The organism is Clostridium gasigenes, assembly GCF_900104115.1.
Lineage (GTDB): Bacteria > Bacillota > Clostridia > Clostridiales > Clostridiaceae > Clostridium > Clostridium gasigenes.
In genome coordinates, this window is sequence record NZ_FNJM01000003.1 from 221,519 (window position 1) to 236,207 (window position 14,689).

Annotated in this window: 15 protein-coding genes; 6 read left to right on the forward strand and 9 right to left on the reverse strand. The window is 27.9% G+C overall.

Annotated elements, in window-relative coordinates; all coding sequences use genetic code 11:
• Nucleotides 1-70: 70 nt before the first annotated feature.
• Together BLS77_RS08480 and BLS77_RS08485 are read left to right on the forward strand one after the other, a co-directional pair.
• Nucleotides 71-556 (forward strand): permease, encoded by a 486-nt coding sequence (locus BLS77_RS08480; protein WP_089968176.1) that lies wholly within the window; start codon nt 71-73, stop codon nt 554-556.
• 131 nt (nt 557-687) lie between these two features.
• The gene (locus BLS77_RS08485) at nt 688-1,092 is read left to right on the forward strand and encodes a permease (RefSeq protein ID WP_479723116.1); all 405 of its coding nucleotides are present in this window, start codon (nt 688-690) and stop codon (nt 1,090-1,092) included.
• A 61-nt stretch (nt 1,093-1,153) separates the two neighbouring features.
• Here BLS77_RS08485 and BLS77_RS08490 read toward each other — a convergent pair whose 3' ends face one another.
• Nucleotides 1,154-1,570 (reverse strand): UDP-N-acetylglucosamine pyrophosphorylase, encoded by a 417-nt coding sequence (locus BLS77_RS08490; RefSeq protein ID WP_089968182.1) that lies wholly within the window; start codon nt 1,568-1,570, stop codon nt 1,154-1,156.
• A gap of 265 nt (nt 1,571-1,835) precedes the next feature.
• Between BLS77_RS08490 and dapF the strand changes: the two genes are divergently transcribed.
• Both dapF and BLS77_RS08500 read left to right on the forward strand, forming a co-directional pair.
• A complete protein-coding gene (gene dapF, locus BLS77_RS08495; RefSeq protein WP_089968185.1) occupies nt 1,836-2,687 on the forward strand; it encodes a diaminopimelate epimerase in 852 nt (283 codons plus the stop codon).
• Nucleotides 2,688-2,700: 13 nt separating this feature from the next.
• Entirely contained in the window at nt 2,701-3,885 is a 1,185-nt protein-coding gene (locus tag BLS77_RS08500; protein ID WP_089968186.1) for an LL-diaminopimelate aminotransferase, read from the forward strand.
• A gap of 185 nt (nt 3,886-4,070) precedes the next feature.
• Here BLS77_RS08500 and BLS77_RS08505 read toward each other — a convergent pair whose 3' ends face one another.
• The 4 genes from BLS77_RS08505 to BLS77_RS08520 all read right to left on the reverse strand — a co-directional run bounded on the left by BLS77_RS08505 (nt 4,071) and on the right by BLS77_RS08520 (nt 7,546).
• On the reverse strand, nt 4,071-5,057 hold the full coding sequence (locus BLS77_RS08505; protein WP_089968187.1) for a hypothetical protein: 987 nt from the start codon (nt 5,055-5,057) through the stop codon (nt 4,071-4,073).
• 93 nt (nt 5,058-5,150) lie between these two features.
• Nucleotides 5,151-5,891: an oxygen-insensitive NADPH nitroreductase gene (nfsA, locus tag BLS77_RS08510; RefSeq protein ID WP_089968189.1), complete on the reverse strand. Its 741-nt coding sequence runs from the start codon at nt 5,889-5,891 to the stop codon at nt 5,151-5,153.
• Nucleotides 5,892-5,963: 72 nt separating this feature from the next.
• The gene (locus tag BLS77_RS08515) at nt 5,964-6,815 is read right to left on the reverse strand and encodes a rubredoxin-like domain-containing protein (RefSeq protein WP_089968193.1); all 852 of its coding nucleotides are present in this window, start codon (nt 6,813-6,815) and stop codon (nt 5,964-5,966) included.
• Nucleotides 6,816-6,973: 158 nt separating this feature from the next.
• Nucleotides 6,974-7,546 (reverse strand): CHAP domain-containing protein, encoded by a 573-nt coding sequence (locus BLS77_RS08520; protein ID WP_089968196.1) that lies wholly within the window; start codon nt 7,544-7,546, stop codon nt 6,974-6,976.
• 338 nt (nt 7,547-7,884) lie between these two features.
• Here BLS77_RS08520 and pflB point away from each other — a divergent pair, with 338 nt between their 5' ends.
• On the forward strand, nt 7,885-10,116 hold the full coding sequence (gene pflB / locus BLS77_RS08525; RefSeq protein WP_089968199.1) for a formate C-acetyltransferase: 2,232 nt from the start codon (nt 7,885-7,887) through the stop codon (nt 10,114-10,116).
• Between the two features lie 250 nt (nt 10,117-10,366).
• Nucleotides 10,367-11,116: a 3'-5' exonuclease gene (locus BLS77_RS08530; RefSeq protein ID WP_089968202.1), complete on the forward strand. Its 750-nt coding sequence runs from the start codon at nt 10,367-10,369 to the stop codon at nt 11,114-11,116.
• 11 nt (nt 11,117-11,127) lie between these two features.
• On the opposite strand, the gene aat is transcribed toward BLS77_RS08530, so the two are convergent.
• The 4 genes from aat to BLS77_RS08550 form a co-directional block, all read right to left on the reverse strand.
• A complete protein-coding gene (aat, locus tag BLS77_RS08535) occupies nt 11,128-11,766 on the reverse strand; it encodes a leucyl/phenylalanyl-tRNA--protein transferase (RefSeq protein WP_089968205.1) in 639 nt (212 codons plus the stop codon).
• Between the two features lie 119 nt (nt 11,767-11,885).
• Nucleotides 11,886-12,833, reverse strand: coding sequence for a CPBP family intramembrane glutamic endopeptidase (locus tag BLS77_RS08540; RefSeq protein WP_089968206.1), 948 nt, complete (start codon nt 12,831-12,833; stop codon nt 11,886-11,888).
• Between the two features lie 201 nt (nt 12,834-13,034).
• Nucleotides 13,035-13,361 (reverse strand): hypothetical protein, encoded by a 327-nt coding sequence (locus BLS77_RS08545; protein WP_089968209.1) that lies wholly within the window; start codon nt 13,359-13,361, stop codon nt 13,035-13,037.
• A gap of 173 nt (nt 13,362-13,534) precedes the next feature.
• Entirely contained in the window at nt 13,535-14,437 is a 903-nt protein-coding gene (locus BLS77_RS08550) for a glycosyltransferase family 2 protein (protein ID WP_089968212.1), read from the reverse strand.
• Nucleotides 14,438-14,689: the final 252 nt, after the last annotated feature.

Genomic DNA, 14,689 nt, shown 5'->3' on the forward strand with positions numbered 1-14,689 from the left:
TGATGAACACTTATGGCATTTACATGAATATTATAAAACATATTAAAAATAATATTTATGGAGTGATTTTATGACTGGAATTATTTTATATACATTAGCATTCGTACTTCTTATTTTATCTTTTTTAAAGGATAAATCAAAAACTATACAAGCTATTAAATCCTCACTTAAATCTTTTGAAAATATAATGCCTCAATTTTTAGGTATTATAATTTTTGTAGGTTTATTATTATCATTATTAAATCCTGAAACTATATCTAAATTAATAGGTAATGATTCTGGATTTTTTGGTGTTTTAATTTCTTCACTTATGGGATCTATAGTACTTATGCCAACCTTTGTAGCATTCTCTACTGGAACCTCATTATTGCAAAATGGAGCTGGATTTGCTCAAGTAGGAGCTTTAATATCAACTCTTACATTAGTTGGAGTTATGACTTTTTCTTTAGAATCTAAATATATAGGGACAAAAGCTTCTTTCCTTAGAAACTTTATAGCATTTCTATTTTCTTTTGTAGTAGCTTTTATTTTAGGAAAGGTTATGGTTGTTATATGAAAATAATTTGCAAATTAGCTAAAAGGTATTCTTTTTTTATTAGTTCACTGATTATACTTATTGTAATATTTTTTATTAATTGTAATATTGGTTTTAAAACTATTGAAAGTGCAAAGTTTAGTCTTTTACAAATGTTAAGTGTTTTGCCCCCTATTATGATTTTATTAGGTCTTATGGATGTTTGGATTAAGCGAGAAGTATTAATGAAATACATGGGTGAAAATTCAGGAATTATGGGAATTGCATTATCTATGCTAATAGGTTCACTAGCCGCTGGCCCTATGTATGCAGCTTTTCCATTTACTATTGTGTTACTAAAAAAAGGTGCTAAATTTAGTAATATAATAATTTTTATGAACTCTTGGTGTGTTACTAAAATTTCTACCCTCCTATTTGAAATCTCAGCTCTGGGCTTTAAATTTACTATGGTACGTTTATTAATAGATATTCCTGGAGTTATTTTGATGGGCTACTTAGTTTATTATTTTATGGGTGAAAAAGAATTAAAAAAGGTTTACGATAATGCTATTAATTAAAATATGAAAACAAGGCATAACTATATTAAATATTATAGCTATGCCTTAGTGATTCTTTATTTTAATATTGTAAAAATTTTAGAATATTATCTTCATTTGTGTTTATTGTAAAAATCATATCCTCATCTATTCTTAATTTACATTCTTCATTATTTGTTTGAATCCTATTAATATTTATTCCAGTAGCAGATATTACTTTAAACTTTGCTTGTGCTATATCAATATTAAATTTCTTATCTTTAGCACCAGTTATTTTTAATATTGACCCTTCTTCTTTATTAGTTTTTACCTTTATGCTTATAATATTATTTCCCTTTGATATAATTTCAGTTTTTGGAATTTCTTCTATGTCAACTGAACCTGTAATTGTCATCCACCCACCACTTAGTGTTATTTTAGATAACAAATTTACTTTATATTCTTCTCTTATATTTTTTAACAATTTTCCTAATTCATATAATGTTAATTCATATTTCATTTTAATTAATACCTCTTTTATTAAAATTTTAGTATTTTTTAGATATATTTTTTCTTAATTATATACTAAATTAACTTTTAAAACTACAATATATATAATAATAATTATTATATACTATTTTTTATAAATAATACCCCTTAGCTAACCACCCTATATATTAAGATTATTCTAAATAATCTTAATATTTTTAAATTTTATTTTACATTAATATAAAATAAAGTATAATATAAAGCATATATACAAATATATATTAGGGGGCCATAATATGAATTTTACAAAAATGAATGGAATAGGGAATGATTATATTTATTTCAATTGTATAAACGAAGAGTTAAAAGATCCTGAAAAAGTATCTATAATTCTAAGTGATAGACATTTTGGAGTAGGTGGAGATGGAATTGTATTAATTCTTAAATCTGAAATTTCTGATTTTAAAATGAGAATATTTAATGCAGATGGATCTGAAGCTAAGATGTGTGGTAATGGTATAAGATGTGTTGGTAAATATGTTTATGAAAAGGGGCTTACAAAAAAGGACTTTATAAAAATAGATACTTTAAGTGGTGTCAAGTTACTAAAGCTTACTATTGAAAATGATGAAGTAGTTAGTATTGGTGTTAATATGGGTGAGGCTATTTTAAATTCTAGGGAAATACCTGTGCTCCACTCTCAAGAGAATATAATAAATGAAAAAATAACTATTGATGAAATAGATTATTATATCACTTGTATTTCTATGGGTAACCCACATTGTGTTGTGTTTATAGATGATATAGATAACTTAGATTTAAAAACTATAGGTCCTAAATTTGAAAATCATTCAATGTTCCCAGATAGAATAAATACAGAATTTGTAGAAATAATAGATGAAAACACAGTGAAAATGAGAGTTTGGGAAAGAGGTAGTGATGAAACACTAGCTTGTGGAACAGGTGCTTGTGCTGTAGTTGTTGCATCTGTATTAAATAATTATTGTAAAAAAGACAATGACATAACTGTTAAATTACTTGGTGGCGACTTAACAATTAAATATCAATCTGATGGGTTGGTTTATATGACTGGTACCGCAGATTTTGTATTTGATGGAACTTATATTAATAAAAACTTAGATATTTAGGGGGCTAATTATTATGACAAAAATAAATAAAAACTATCTTGAGTTAAAAGACAGTTATCTTTTCTCAACAATAGCAACTAAGGTTAGTGAATTTAAAACTAAAAATCCCGATAAAGAAATTATCAGACTTGGAATTGGTGACGTAGTTCTACCATTATGTTCATCAGTTATAGATGAACTTAAATCTGCAGTAGATGACATGGCTTCTGATTCTACTTTTAAAGGATATGGTCCTGAACAAGGATATTTATTTTTAAAAGATAGTATTAAAAATTACTATAAAGAATTCAATGTAGATCTTTTAAGTGAAGAAATATTTATAAGTGATGGTGCCAAAAGTGATCTTGGTAACCTCCTTGATATATTTTCAAAGGATAATGTAGTTGTAATCCCAGATCCAGTGTATCCAGTATATGTAGATACTAATATAATGGATGGTAGAAAAATCAATTATGTAAATGGTACTTTTGAAAATGGTTTTTTACCAATGCCAACAGAAGATTTAGAAGGAGACCTTATTTACATATGCTCTCCAAACAATCCAACTGGTGCAACATATAACAGATCTCAATTAAAAGAATGGGTTGATTTTGCTATTGAAAAAAAATCAATTATTTTATTTGATGTAGCTTACGAAGCCTTTATATATGATGATGACATTCCTCATAGTATATATGAAATAGAAGGAGCAAAAAAATGTGCTATCGAAGTATGTTCTTTATCTAAAACAGCAGGATTTACAGGAGTTAGATGTGGATATACTACAGTTCCTTTAGAACTTGAGTGTGATAATGTTTCATTAAATAAACTATGGCTTAGAAGACAAACTACTAAATTTAATGGAGTGTCATATATTGTTCAAAAAGCTGCCTCCGGAGTCTTTTCAAAGGAAGGCCGAATAAAAATAAAAGAAAATATAGATTACTACATGGAAAATGCCAAAATAATAGGTAATGCTTTGGACGAACTAAATATAAAATACATAGGTGGAAAAAATTCTCCTTACATTTGGTTACAATGTCCAGGTAATATGTCTTCTTGGGAATTCTTTGACTATTTACTTGAAGAAGTAAATATTGTAGGAACTCCAGGAGTTGGTTTCGGAGAAAATGGTGAAGGCTACTTTAGACTTACATCTTTTGGTCATAAAGAAAATATAATTAAAGCAGTTGAACGACTAAAAACACTAAAGTTTTAGACTAACTATGCTTTAGGCCTTTGAATAAAGATATCAAATCAAGGTGAGATATTTTTTGAATATGCCTTAAACAAAAGAGGATCTATATTGGTGATTTATTACCAATATAGATCCTCTTTTTATTAGACTATATTTAACCTAATTATTGCTCATTAATATATTAGAAACTTGTTGTATTTTCATAATTAACTCTTAGCTTCATTGTTTTTAAGACATTTATCAGGATTTAGATCTATATTAATCCAAGGTCCTTCTTCACTTTTAACATACTGAGCTATTTCAATATCATTATCATTTGTTAATGTATAAAATACTATCATATAATCTTTGTTATCTATTCCCTTAAAGTAAACTTTCTTTTCATATCCATCCACTTCACTCTGCCCCATAGTTTTAATCATTTTGCACCAGTTCCCATATTTAATTTCAACTGATAATTCCCCATAATTAGACCATCCATGATAAGGGGTGCATAAATACTTTTCACCATTTATATCTATATTAGAAATTTTATAAGTATCATCAACCTTAGAAATATATATATATCCATAATAATATGCAAAATAAGCTACATCTTTATCAGAACCTTCTATAGTCTCTATTTCAAAAAAATATTTCAATTCATCTTCATTACTACTTGGTACTTCTTTTAATTTAAGCAAATTTATATGAGCTATATTCTCAAAAGATTTTTTATAGTTTTTAAAGCTAACTTTATCTTTATATTCATTTGTGAAAAAGTTATATCCTATTTTATAAGGAATATTCCCTGTTCCTAATGATCCACAACCTATGTTTTTACCGTCTATAGGATTAGCCGCTTCCCTTAAAAGAGAAAAATAATTTAATATTGTAGCCTCCGGGGTTTTTAATATATCACTAGGTATAGTTATATTTGAGTATTCTTTATCATACTCACTATCAATTAGCTTATTAACCACTTCTTTATTATTCATTATAGGTAAATTAGAAGGTCTAAAATATTTTTCATCTTTATCCTTTGTAGTAATATACTCTTCTCCACCCGCCAAGCACTCATAAGGTAAATAATTACCACCTACAAAAATATTATCATTTTTATTATTAGTGAAAACTATTAAACCAACCACTCCTATAAAAATTATTAAAATAATAAATATGTATTTTCTTATTCTTCTCAAATCCACTACCATGAAATATCTTCTCCTTAAAATATAAATATCTATATATTCATATTCTAAAATTAAAATATTATTAACATCATTAGCTTATGTTTGAATATTTTATTATTTCTCACTAGTAAACCCTTGTTTTTCTAGTGCTTCTTTTACCTTTGGAAAATATACATGTTGGTATACTCCTGAAACTCTTTCAGACCAGCTACTTTTATCTTTTCCCCCTGTTCTTTCACTTAAGTAATTACTTATTAATCTATCATATTCCTCTAATTGATCATCAGTAATTTCTTTATATGTTTCTTGTGATACTACAACTTCCATAGGGAATCTTTGCTTTTGCTCAGGTTTTTCTTCAGCATGTCCTATAACTAATCCTGCTAGTGGAAAAACATACTTTGGTAATTCTAACAGTTCTATAACCTCTTCTGGGTTTCTTCTTACGCCACCTATACAAACTGTACCTAATCCTAATGATTCTGCAGCTGTAATGGCATTTCCCATAGCTAACCCAGTATCAATTCCTCCAACTATATTAGCTTCTTGACTATCTACCGCTGCTTGTTTAACCCCAACTTTTTCACTTGCTTTATTAGTTCTATTAAAGTCCATACAAAATACTAAGAATACTGGTGCTTCTGATATATATCCCTGATTACCAGCTAATTCTGCTAGTTTATTTTTTCTATCAACATCTTTAACTACTATTATAGACACACTTTGTCCATTAATAGAATTTGCTGCTGCTTGGGCTGATTTTAAAATATACTCAAGCTCCTTATCCTCTATTTTCTTTGAACTGTATTTTCTTATACTTCTATGATCTAGAAGCGTTTTAATTGTTTTGTTCATATTTCCTATCTCCTCGCTACTTATATTTATTCTATAATTTTTTTCTTTAAATATACTATAAATCCAATTTAATTATTCAGCTAAATCTTGATAAGCACCAAACATTTCGTAGTTTATTTCCTTTTCATTAATTCCTATAGATTTTAAAGTATTATATATATGCTTCATAAAACCTACAGGCCCGCATAAATAGAATTTTCCATTTTGAGGAACATTATCTTTAATCCATCTATCAGATACAAATCCTTCAAAATCATAGTTTTTATTTAACTTATCTTCTTCTAAAGGAGTTTGATAGAATATGGCCTTTTTAACTTGACTATTCTCATCTACTATTTTTTCTAATTCATCCTTAAAAGTATGCGCTGAAGAATTTAATACAGCTTGTATAAATAAAATGTCTCTACCGCTTTCTAAAGCCTCATATAACATTGACATCATTGGAGTAACCCCAATTCCACCACTTAATAAAACTAATGGTTTCTTACTATCACTTAAAGTAAATTCCCCTAAAGAGTCCGTAGCTTTAATAATATCCGAAACTTCTACATTATTATGTAAATATGAAGATACTATACCCATTTCTTCCTTCTTAACACTTATTCTATAGAAATCCTCTCCTGGTTTCATAGATAAAGTATATTGTCTAACTTCTTTAGAATTTTCGCCTTTATCTATAGGCATAACAGAAATAAACTCTCCTGCTTTATGCTTTTTCAAAGTTCCTTCTTTTAATTTCAAGTAAAATGAAGTTACTAACTCATTTTCTTTTACCTTATCTACTACTATAAAATCCTTGAAAGTATTATTACTTTCTAGCAATTCAAATTTATCAAATCCAACCTTACAAATTGGACATATTATATCATTTTTCAATTCTCCTTGGTGAATATAACCACAAACTGTGCAAACATATTTTTCCATTTTAATTCTCCCTTCTCATCTTCCGTTCTTATACTTTAATTATAGTGTAGCTATTGAAATTAGTCAATAATAGTTATTACTTAATAATTAAAAATAAGATGCACTATATTTTATTAAATCCACCTTATTTTTGTCTAATTATTATCAACTAATTTATATTATCCTTTTCGTAACCATCCTGCTGGTTTTTGTATCGTTCCAACATAGTATTGTCCGTCTTCTAAAACAAGTTCATATTGTTCTCTTGTTTTACCATAAACATTTTGTTGGATAACTTCTATATAATTAGATTTAACTTCTGTTACAATTGCAACATGTCCATATTTACTATTTGTAAAAACTATTAAGTCATCAACTTCTGGCTTAACACTCTCCCCATTTCTATATTGTACTAAATCTCTACTTTTATTTAACTCTCCTTGTGGTACGCTATCATCGAAGAATTCCTTCGCATTTCCATACACATCAGGCATTTTATGATCTTTTATTTGATGATAAAATCTTTTAACATATTCTACACATTGCCATTCATATCCATAATAGTATCCATCCTCACCATAATTTTCACCATATGTTTCAGTATAAATTTTACCATTATAATAGACAGGTACATTACTATAGCTATCTATTTCAGTCCCTATCATTTCTCTATTAGTAAAAATCTTAACTCCACACCCTATTACCATTATAATAATGATAGCCAAAAATATTTTTCCCAATTTATTTTTCATATTGACCGCCTTTCAATTAAATCATACGCATATATCCTTATTAATTATATTTATTCAATATATTATCATTTTTTAATCTATTCATTTCATATCATTTTTATTAAGTTTATATAATTATTTACATGTTTTTATATTTTATGTAATTTCATATAAAATAATGCTCTGATTAAGTTTCAAATCCTCAACCTTTTTTTATATTTATTCTTGTCATATAAAAATATTAATGTTATATTATATACAAATAATTAATCAACAATTGTTATTTATAAATATCAATTATTGATATTTGCCGTATTATATTAACAAGTAAAATTTTACGTTAGAAGGAGTAGATAAATATGAAACAAGAATGGAATAACTTTAAAAATGGACAATGGACTAAGAATATAGATGTAAGAGACTTTATTCAAACAAATTACATTCCATATGAAAGTGATGCTAGCTTTTTAGCTGGTGCAACTTCTGATACTACAAAACTTTGGGATGAAGTAAGTGCTTTATTTGTGAAAGAAAGAGAAAATGGTGGAGTTCTAGATGTTGATACTAAAACAGTATCAGGAATTAATGAATATGAACCTGGATATATAGATCAAGCTTTAGAAAAAATAGTTGGTGTTCAAACTAATGCTCCACTTAAAAGAGCTGTTATGCCTCAAGGTGGAATTAGAACAGCAGAAGTTGCTGCTAAATCTTATGGCTATGAAGTAGATAGTTCAATTTCAGAAATCTTTAGCAAATATAGAAAAACTCATAACCAAGGTGTATTTGATGCTTATACTGACGAAATGAAACTTGCAAGAAAATACGGCATAGTAACTGGTCTTCCTGATGCCTATGGTAGAGGACGAATAATTGGTGATTATAGAAGAGTTGCTCTTTATGGAGTAAATAGATTAATCGAAGATAAAATGGAACAAAAGAAAAGTTTAGAAGTAAACTGCATAGATGAAGATGTTATAAGACTTAGAGAGGAAATTTCTGATCAAGTTGTTGCATTAAAAGAATTAAAAGGACTAGCTTTAACTTATGGACTTGATATATCAAATCCTGCTACAAATGCAAAAGAAGCTATCCAATGGTTATACTTTGCATACCTTGCTTCAATAAAACAACAAAATGGTGCTGCAATGTCTCTTGGAAGAACTTCTACTTTCTTAGATATATATATTGAAAGAGATTTGAAAAATGGAATAATAAATGAAGAAGAAGCTCAAGAATTGGTAGATCATTTTGTAATGAAATTAAGACTTGTTAAATTCTTAAGAACACCTGAATATAACGATTTATTCTCAGGAGATCCAACTTGGGTAACTGAATCAATTGGTGGTATGGGGTTAAATGGTGAAACTTTAGTTACTAAAAACTCATTTAGAATCCTAAATACACTTTATACTTTAGGACCATCACCAGAGCCAAACCTTACAGTATTATGGTCAACTAAATTACCACAAGGCTTTAAGGATTTCTGTTCAAAGGTTTCTATAGATACAAGTTCAGTTCAATATGAAAATGATGATTTAATGAAACCTTACCTAGGGGATGACTATGCTATTGCTTGTTGTGTTTCTGGTATGAGAGTTGGTAAGCAAATGCAATTCTTCGGAGCAAGAGTTAATTTAGCTAAAACTTTACTTTACACTATAAATGCCGGCAGAGATGAAAAATCTGGAGTTCAAGTTGGACCTAAGATGGAAGGTATAACTAGTGAATACCTAAACTATGATGAAGTTATGGAAAAATTCGATGTAATGACAGATTGGTTAGCTAACCTTTATGTAAACACATTAAACGTAATTCATTACATGCATGATAAATATTCATATGAAAGCATGCAAATGGCATTGCATGATAGAGATGTATTTAGAACAATGGCTTGTGGTATAGCTGGACTTTCAGTTTGTGCTGATTCCCTATCAGCAATTAAATATGCTAAGGTTAAACCAATAAGAAATGAAGCTGGGATAGCTGTTGATTTCGAAATTGAAGGAGATTATCCTAAATACGGAAATGATGATGATAGAGTTGATGATATTGCAATATTCTTAGTTAAAAATATGATGAAGAAGTTAAGACAAAACAAGACTTATAGAAATTCTTATCACACTCAATCTGTATTAACAATAACATCAAATGTTGTTTATGGTAAGAAAACTGGTACTACTCCTGATGGAAGAAAAGTAGGAGCACCATTTGCACCAGGAGCTAACCCTATGCATGGAAGAGATAGTAGTGGATCACTTGCTTCATTAAACTCAGTAGCTAAGTTACCTTATGAAGATTCACAAGATGGTATTTCAAATACTTTCTCAATAGTTCCAGATGCATTAGGTAAATCACCAGAAGACAGAATCAGAAGCCTAAGCTGCTTAATGGATGGCTACTTTTCTCAAAATGCACATCACTTAAATGTTAATGTATTTGCTAGAGAAACTTTATTAGATGCTATGGATCATCCAGAATTATACCCTCAATTAACTATTAGAGTATCTGGATATGCTGTAAACTTTATAAAATTAACTAGAGAACAACAACTAGATGTTGTAAATAGAACATTCCATAAAACTATGTAATTAAAACCCATTCAAGACAATTTCTTGAATGGGTTGTTTTCTCTTTGTGCTAGAAAATAAGTTGCTATTAATAATATAAATGTTGCTATAAAATAATAAAAAACTACTATTATTATATCTAAATTCAAATATTTAAACTGGTGATTCTTTATTAAAATTTTTATTATTGTAATATAAAAATATTAATGGTATGTTATATTCAATAGTAACTAGCTATTATTTTTGTTTAATAAATAAGGTGGGTGGCCAAATGAATTATATACTATACGATTTAGAATTTAATCAAGAATATCCAAGTAATAAATCTATAAAAACAGATAACTATTTAAAATTACCTTTTGAAATTATTCAAATTGGAGCATTAAAACTTAATGAGGACTTTAAAACAATTTCTACATTTAATACTCTAGTTAAACCAACTCTTTACCCTACTATTCATCCTTATATAGAAGATTTAACCAAAATAAATAATGAACAATTAAATTTATCTAATAGTTTTCCTAAAGTTTTTAAAGACTTTATAAGATTCATCGGAGAAGATACTCCTATATTTTGTGTTTGGGGAACTACTGATATTAAAGAACTTTTACGAAATATTGAGTTTCACAAATTATCTACTTCATTAATTCCTAAAGAATATATTGATATTCAACTCCACACTTCAAAATATGTTAATTCTCCTAATTCATCAAGAATTGGTTTGAGCAATGCAGTTAAGCTCTTAAATATTCCTATTCAAAGTGAGTTTCATGATGCTTTTAACGACGCCTACTATACTTCTGAAGTTTTTAAGAATATTTATACTACTAATATAAAGCCTATAGTTTATACTCCTACTCGCCCTAAAAGAGAGAAAGTGCACAAATATAAACTTAATACTACTTCTTTAATAAATCAATTTGAAAAAATATATAATAGAGAAATGTCTGAAGAGGAAAAATCAATTATAAAACTTGCATATACCATGGGTAGAACTCATCAATTTACTATTAAAGATTAAATGTTATACTATTAATACTTAAGCATTCCTGTAAATTCATTCCAGTTAATAGATTCTCCACCCATACTTTCAAGATGCTCTGTATGAAACTGACAATCTAAAAATTTAAAATCTTCTTCTTCCAGCTTTTCACATAGAGCTATTAATGCCATTTTAGATCCATTGCTAACCCTTGAAAACATACTTTCTCCAAAAAAGCACTTTCCTATCTTAACTCCGTAAATTCCTCCAACTAGCTCTTCATCTTTATAAACTTCTACACTAGATGCATATCCATTATTAAATAAATTAAGATATGCATTCCTCATATCATCTGTAATCCAGGTCCCTTCTTCATTTTCTCTAATTTCCTTGCAACTTGTTATTACCCCATAGAAATCATTATTAAATGTTACTTTAAACTCTCCACTATTTATAATTCTTTTCATAGTTTTAGAAATATGTACTTTATCTGGTCTAATGATATATCGCTCTTTTGGACACCACCATAATATTTCTTCCCCTTCGTTATACCATGGAAATATACCATTTTCATATGCTAGCAATAGCCTATCCATAGATAAATCTCCACCAACAGCTAAAAGACCATCCTCTTCTGCATACTCTGGATATGGAAATGCAATTCTTTCATCTAATTTATAAATAGTCATTTTTTCACCTCTGTTTTTTATTATTTTATTCCTTAGCAACTTATATAACTAAAAAATCCAATATAACAATTATATCAATCATCATATTGGATTTCATTATTTTTTTGAAAATACCTTATTTAGCATTCAACTTTATTATTAATAAAGTCATCTATATTTTTATCTTTATAATACATAGCTACAAACCCTATAGTCAATAATATTACAAAAGTTACCATAAGTCCACCTTCTGCTCCAAATGCTCCTCCATTTAAAATACTGTCTTCAACAGTTTTTAGTTGATACATTCCATCAACTACATTTCCACTTACTTGGAATCCCCATATATATCCCTGGAAATAATTCCAAGTTATATGAAATCCAATTGGCATCCAAATATTAGATGATTTCATAAACATATACCCAAATGCTATTCCTATTAAGAATATATTTATTAGGGGAAGTACTCCTATTTCTGCATTTGCTAAATGCATAGCAGAAAATATTATTGAAGAAACAATTAGTACTACCCACTTGTTTCTTGTTTGCTTCAATACAGACATACAATACCCTCTCCCAAATATTTCCTCACCAAATCCCACTGCAATAAAAGCCAAAAGACCAATTATTAAATTACTACTAAACCTCGGACTAGTGATTGGATTAACTAATTTTATACTTCCTATAAGTAATAAGACTACAGCTACTATTGTAATTGTAACTGCACCTAATGCTAACCCAACTCCAAGTTCCTTATATCCATTTTGGCTAAAGCCCTCCTTTGGTATAATGTTTGTAAGCCCCATATATTTTATTTTTTTCTTCTCAAATATTCTCCAAACTACAAATACAGTTCCAATTACGCATATATTTTGAAAGATAGCCATAATAACAAAATGCATTTGATTACTTTGAATTGCTAATGTAGCTGCATTAATATCTCCTCCATTTTTAGCCATTTCAATCCCCATAAACACTATACCAACTATAATTGATGTTATTATTGTTAATGCTATCATCATAATAAATGTTAATGATATCTTCCATCCACTTCTAACCTCTGAATATTTATTTTTAAATATCTTCACTTTAAATACCTCCTTATCCTCTCATTTTTTGGCTCTAATTATAATTATATCTGATATAGTTATTTTTTACCATATTTTTTCTAAAATTAGACGCTTTAAAAAATAATCTATCCTATTGTATTTATATTTTCCTAAATTCCCCTGGTATGTACTAATTAAACAAAAAAAATCCCTAAGACTTTTTATAGCCTTAGGAATTTTTTATTTTGAACATATATCTTCTAATAAAGTTTCTAATTTCTCTATACGTTCTTCTAGTTCTTTAATTTTTTCATTTTGCATTTCTACATTACCAGAGCCTATGTTATCAGATCCAATAGTTTCCATAGCTTCTATAACTGCTTGATTAGGTGTAAATTTACCTTCTATAAATAAGTACTTATTTCTTTCCATTAATTTCTTAACCGCTTGTTTATGTAATCCTATTTCAGTACTTACTTTACTTAAACTGCAACCATTACTCATCTCTCTCTTTATATGGTTAACTTTTTCAAATTCTTTTAACTTACTAAATTCATTTTTATCCATTTTTCTGCCTCCATTATGTTAATTCACTTAACCTTAACATAATCTAAATATGTAGTCCACCCCTATGAACAATTTCTCAAGCACATCCACATAAAAAGATGACATAAAGATTTATAAAATCTTTATGTCATCTTGGGCCTTTTCAAATATAGAAAACATTTCCATCAACATATCTAATTAATTGATTTTAATAAACCCTTTATCTCATTTAATTTTTGCTCAAAATAATCTTCTTCAGAATAGTATTTAGTAAAAAACTCATCTATACCCTGTATACCTACGCCTATTTCTTTCCTAATTATAGCATGAATACTTGGTATTATTACAGAATTAACCATTTTATTTTTTTCATTTTTAATAGTTTGTTTTTCTAATCCATGTTTTTCATAATCATATAATATATCAAAATAATCCCCTATAACTTCTAGTAAATCATATCCAATCCTAGGTGCATGTCCAGAGCCTAATTTCAGTATATTACCAGTAAAAATATAAAACTTTGGATTCTTCTTTAACAACTCCATTTGTATATAAACCTGATTTACCTCTGTATTTATATATCTATCTTTATCTTCAAGCTCCTTATAATGTTTATTATTTATTATCATTGATGTAATAAAAGTAATACCATTTAGTTGGTTTAAGTAATCATTAAAGCCCACTCCTTGAATAGCTGTTAAATTGCAACCAGTCCACGGTGCATATATTACAGACACATCCTCGTTCTGATTAATTAGCTTAATAATTTCAGTTATAATTCCTCTATTAAAAAAGTCATCATCGCCATGAGGATTTATATATTCCCCCTGGGCTAATTCAAGTACTGTCTTAAGATTCCTAGCAAAACCTTCATTTTTAGCTTGTTTAAAATAAACTAAATTACTATATTTAGCTTTATATTTTTTAACTATTTCTTCAGTATTATCTGTAGAGCAGTTATCACATACTAAAATTTCAATATTAGGGTCATCATTAATTTCCCCATAAATCCACTCTAAGCATTGTTCTAAGTAAAATCCCCTATTAAACGTTGGAATACCGATGGTTAAGGTAGGTTTTTTATTTTCTTCAGCCATCAAACTAATCTCCTTTCAAATTTTTTTTGAAGCTTAATGATTCAACTCTTAAGTAAAAGATAAGCATCTAGTTAGACTTTCTTTATTCATATTCTTGCACTTAAACATACACTTATGCTTTTGGTATTTATACAAACATTGCTTTCAATTTCTATCTTATAATCCTGACCTTATCATTATATACATCTTCAAATTATTTGTTCTTGTAATCTAAATATAACCAAGGAAAATAGCATATCCACTTCCCCCTAT

What these genes read in the sequence shown, in the direction of transcription:
- dapF (WP_089968185.1), top strand. Translation starts at nt 1,836, where the DNA reads ATGAATTTTACAAAAATGAATGGAATAGGGAATGATTATATTTATTTC.
- pflB (WP_089968199.1), top strand. Translation starts at nt 7,885, where the DNA reads ATGAAACAAGAATGGAATAACTTTAAAAATGGACAATGGACTAAGAAT.
- BLS77_RS08530 (WP_089968202.1), top strand. Translation starts at nt 10,367, where the DNA reads ATGAATTATATACTATACGATTTAGAATTTAATCAAGAATATCCAAGT.
- nfsA (WP_089968189.1), bottom strand. Translation starts at nt 5,891, where the DNA reads ATGAACAAAACAATTAAAACGCTTCTAGATCATAGAAGTATAAGAAAA.
- BLS77_RS08480 (WP_089968176.1), top strand. Translation starts at nt 71, where the DNA reads ATGACTGGAATTATTTTATATACATTAGCATTCGTACTTCTTATTTTA.
- aat (WP_089968205.1), bottom strand. Translation starts at nt 11,766, where the DNA reads ATGACTATTTATAAATTAGATGAAAGAATTGCATTTCCATATCCAGAG.
- BLS77_RS08490 (WP_089968182.1), bottom strand. Translation starts at nt 1,570, where the DNA reads ATGAAATATGAATTAACATTATATGAATTAGGAAAATTGTTAAAAAAT.
- BLS77_RS08550 (WP_089968212.1), bottom strand. Translation starts at nt 14,437, where the DNA reads ATGGCTGAAGAAAATAAAAAACCTACCTTAACCATCGGTATTCCAACG.
- BLS77_RS08545 (WP_089968209.1), bottom strand. Translation starts at nt 13,361, where the DNA reads ATGGATAAAAATGAATTTAGTAAGTTAAAAGAATTTGAAAAAGTTAAC.
- BLS77_RS08485 (WP_479723116.1), top strand. Translation starts at nt 688, where the DNA reads ATGTTAAGTGTTTTGCCCCCTATTATGATTTTATTAGGTCTTATGGAT.
- BLS77_RS08520 (WP_089968196.1), bottom strand. Translation starts at nt 7,546, where the DNA reads ATGAAAAATAAATTGGGAAAAATATTTTTGGCTATCATTATTATAATG.
- BLS77_RS08505 (WP_089968187.1), bottom strand. Translation starts at nt 5,057, where the DNA reads ATGGTAGTGGATTTGAGAAGAATAAGAAAATACATATTTATTATTTTA.
- BLS77_RS08515 (WP_089968193.1), bottom strand. Translation starts at nt 6,815, where the DNA reads ATGGAAAAATATGTTTGCACAGTTTGTGGTTATATTCACCAAGGAGAA.
- BLS77_RS08500 (WP_089968186.1), top strand. Translation starts at nt 2,701, where the DNA reads ATGACAAAAATAAATAAAAACTATCTTGAGTTAAAAGACAGTTATCTT.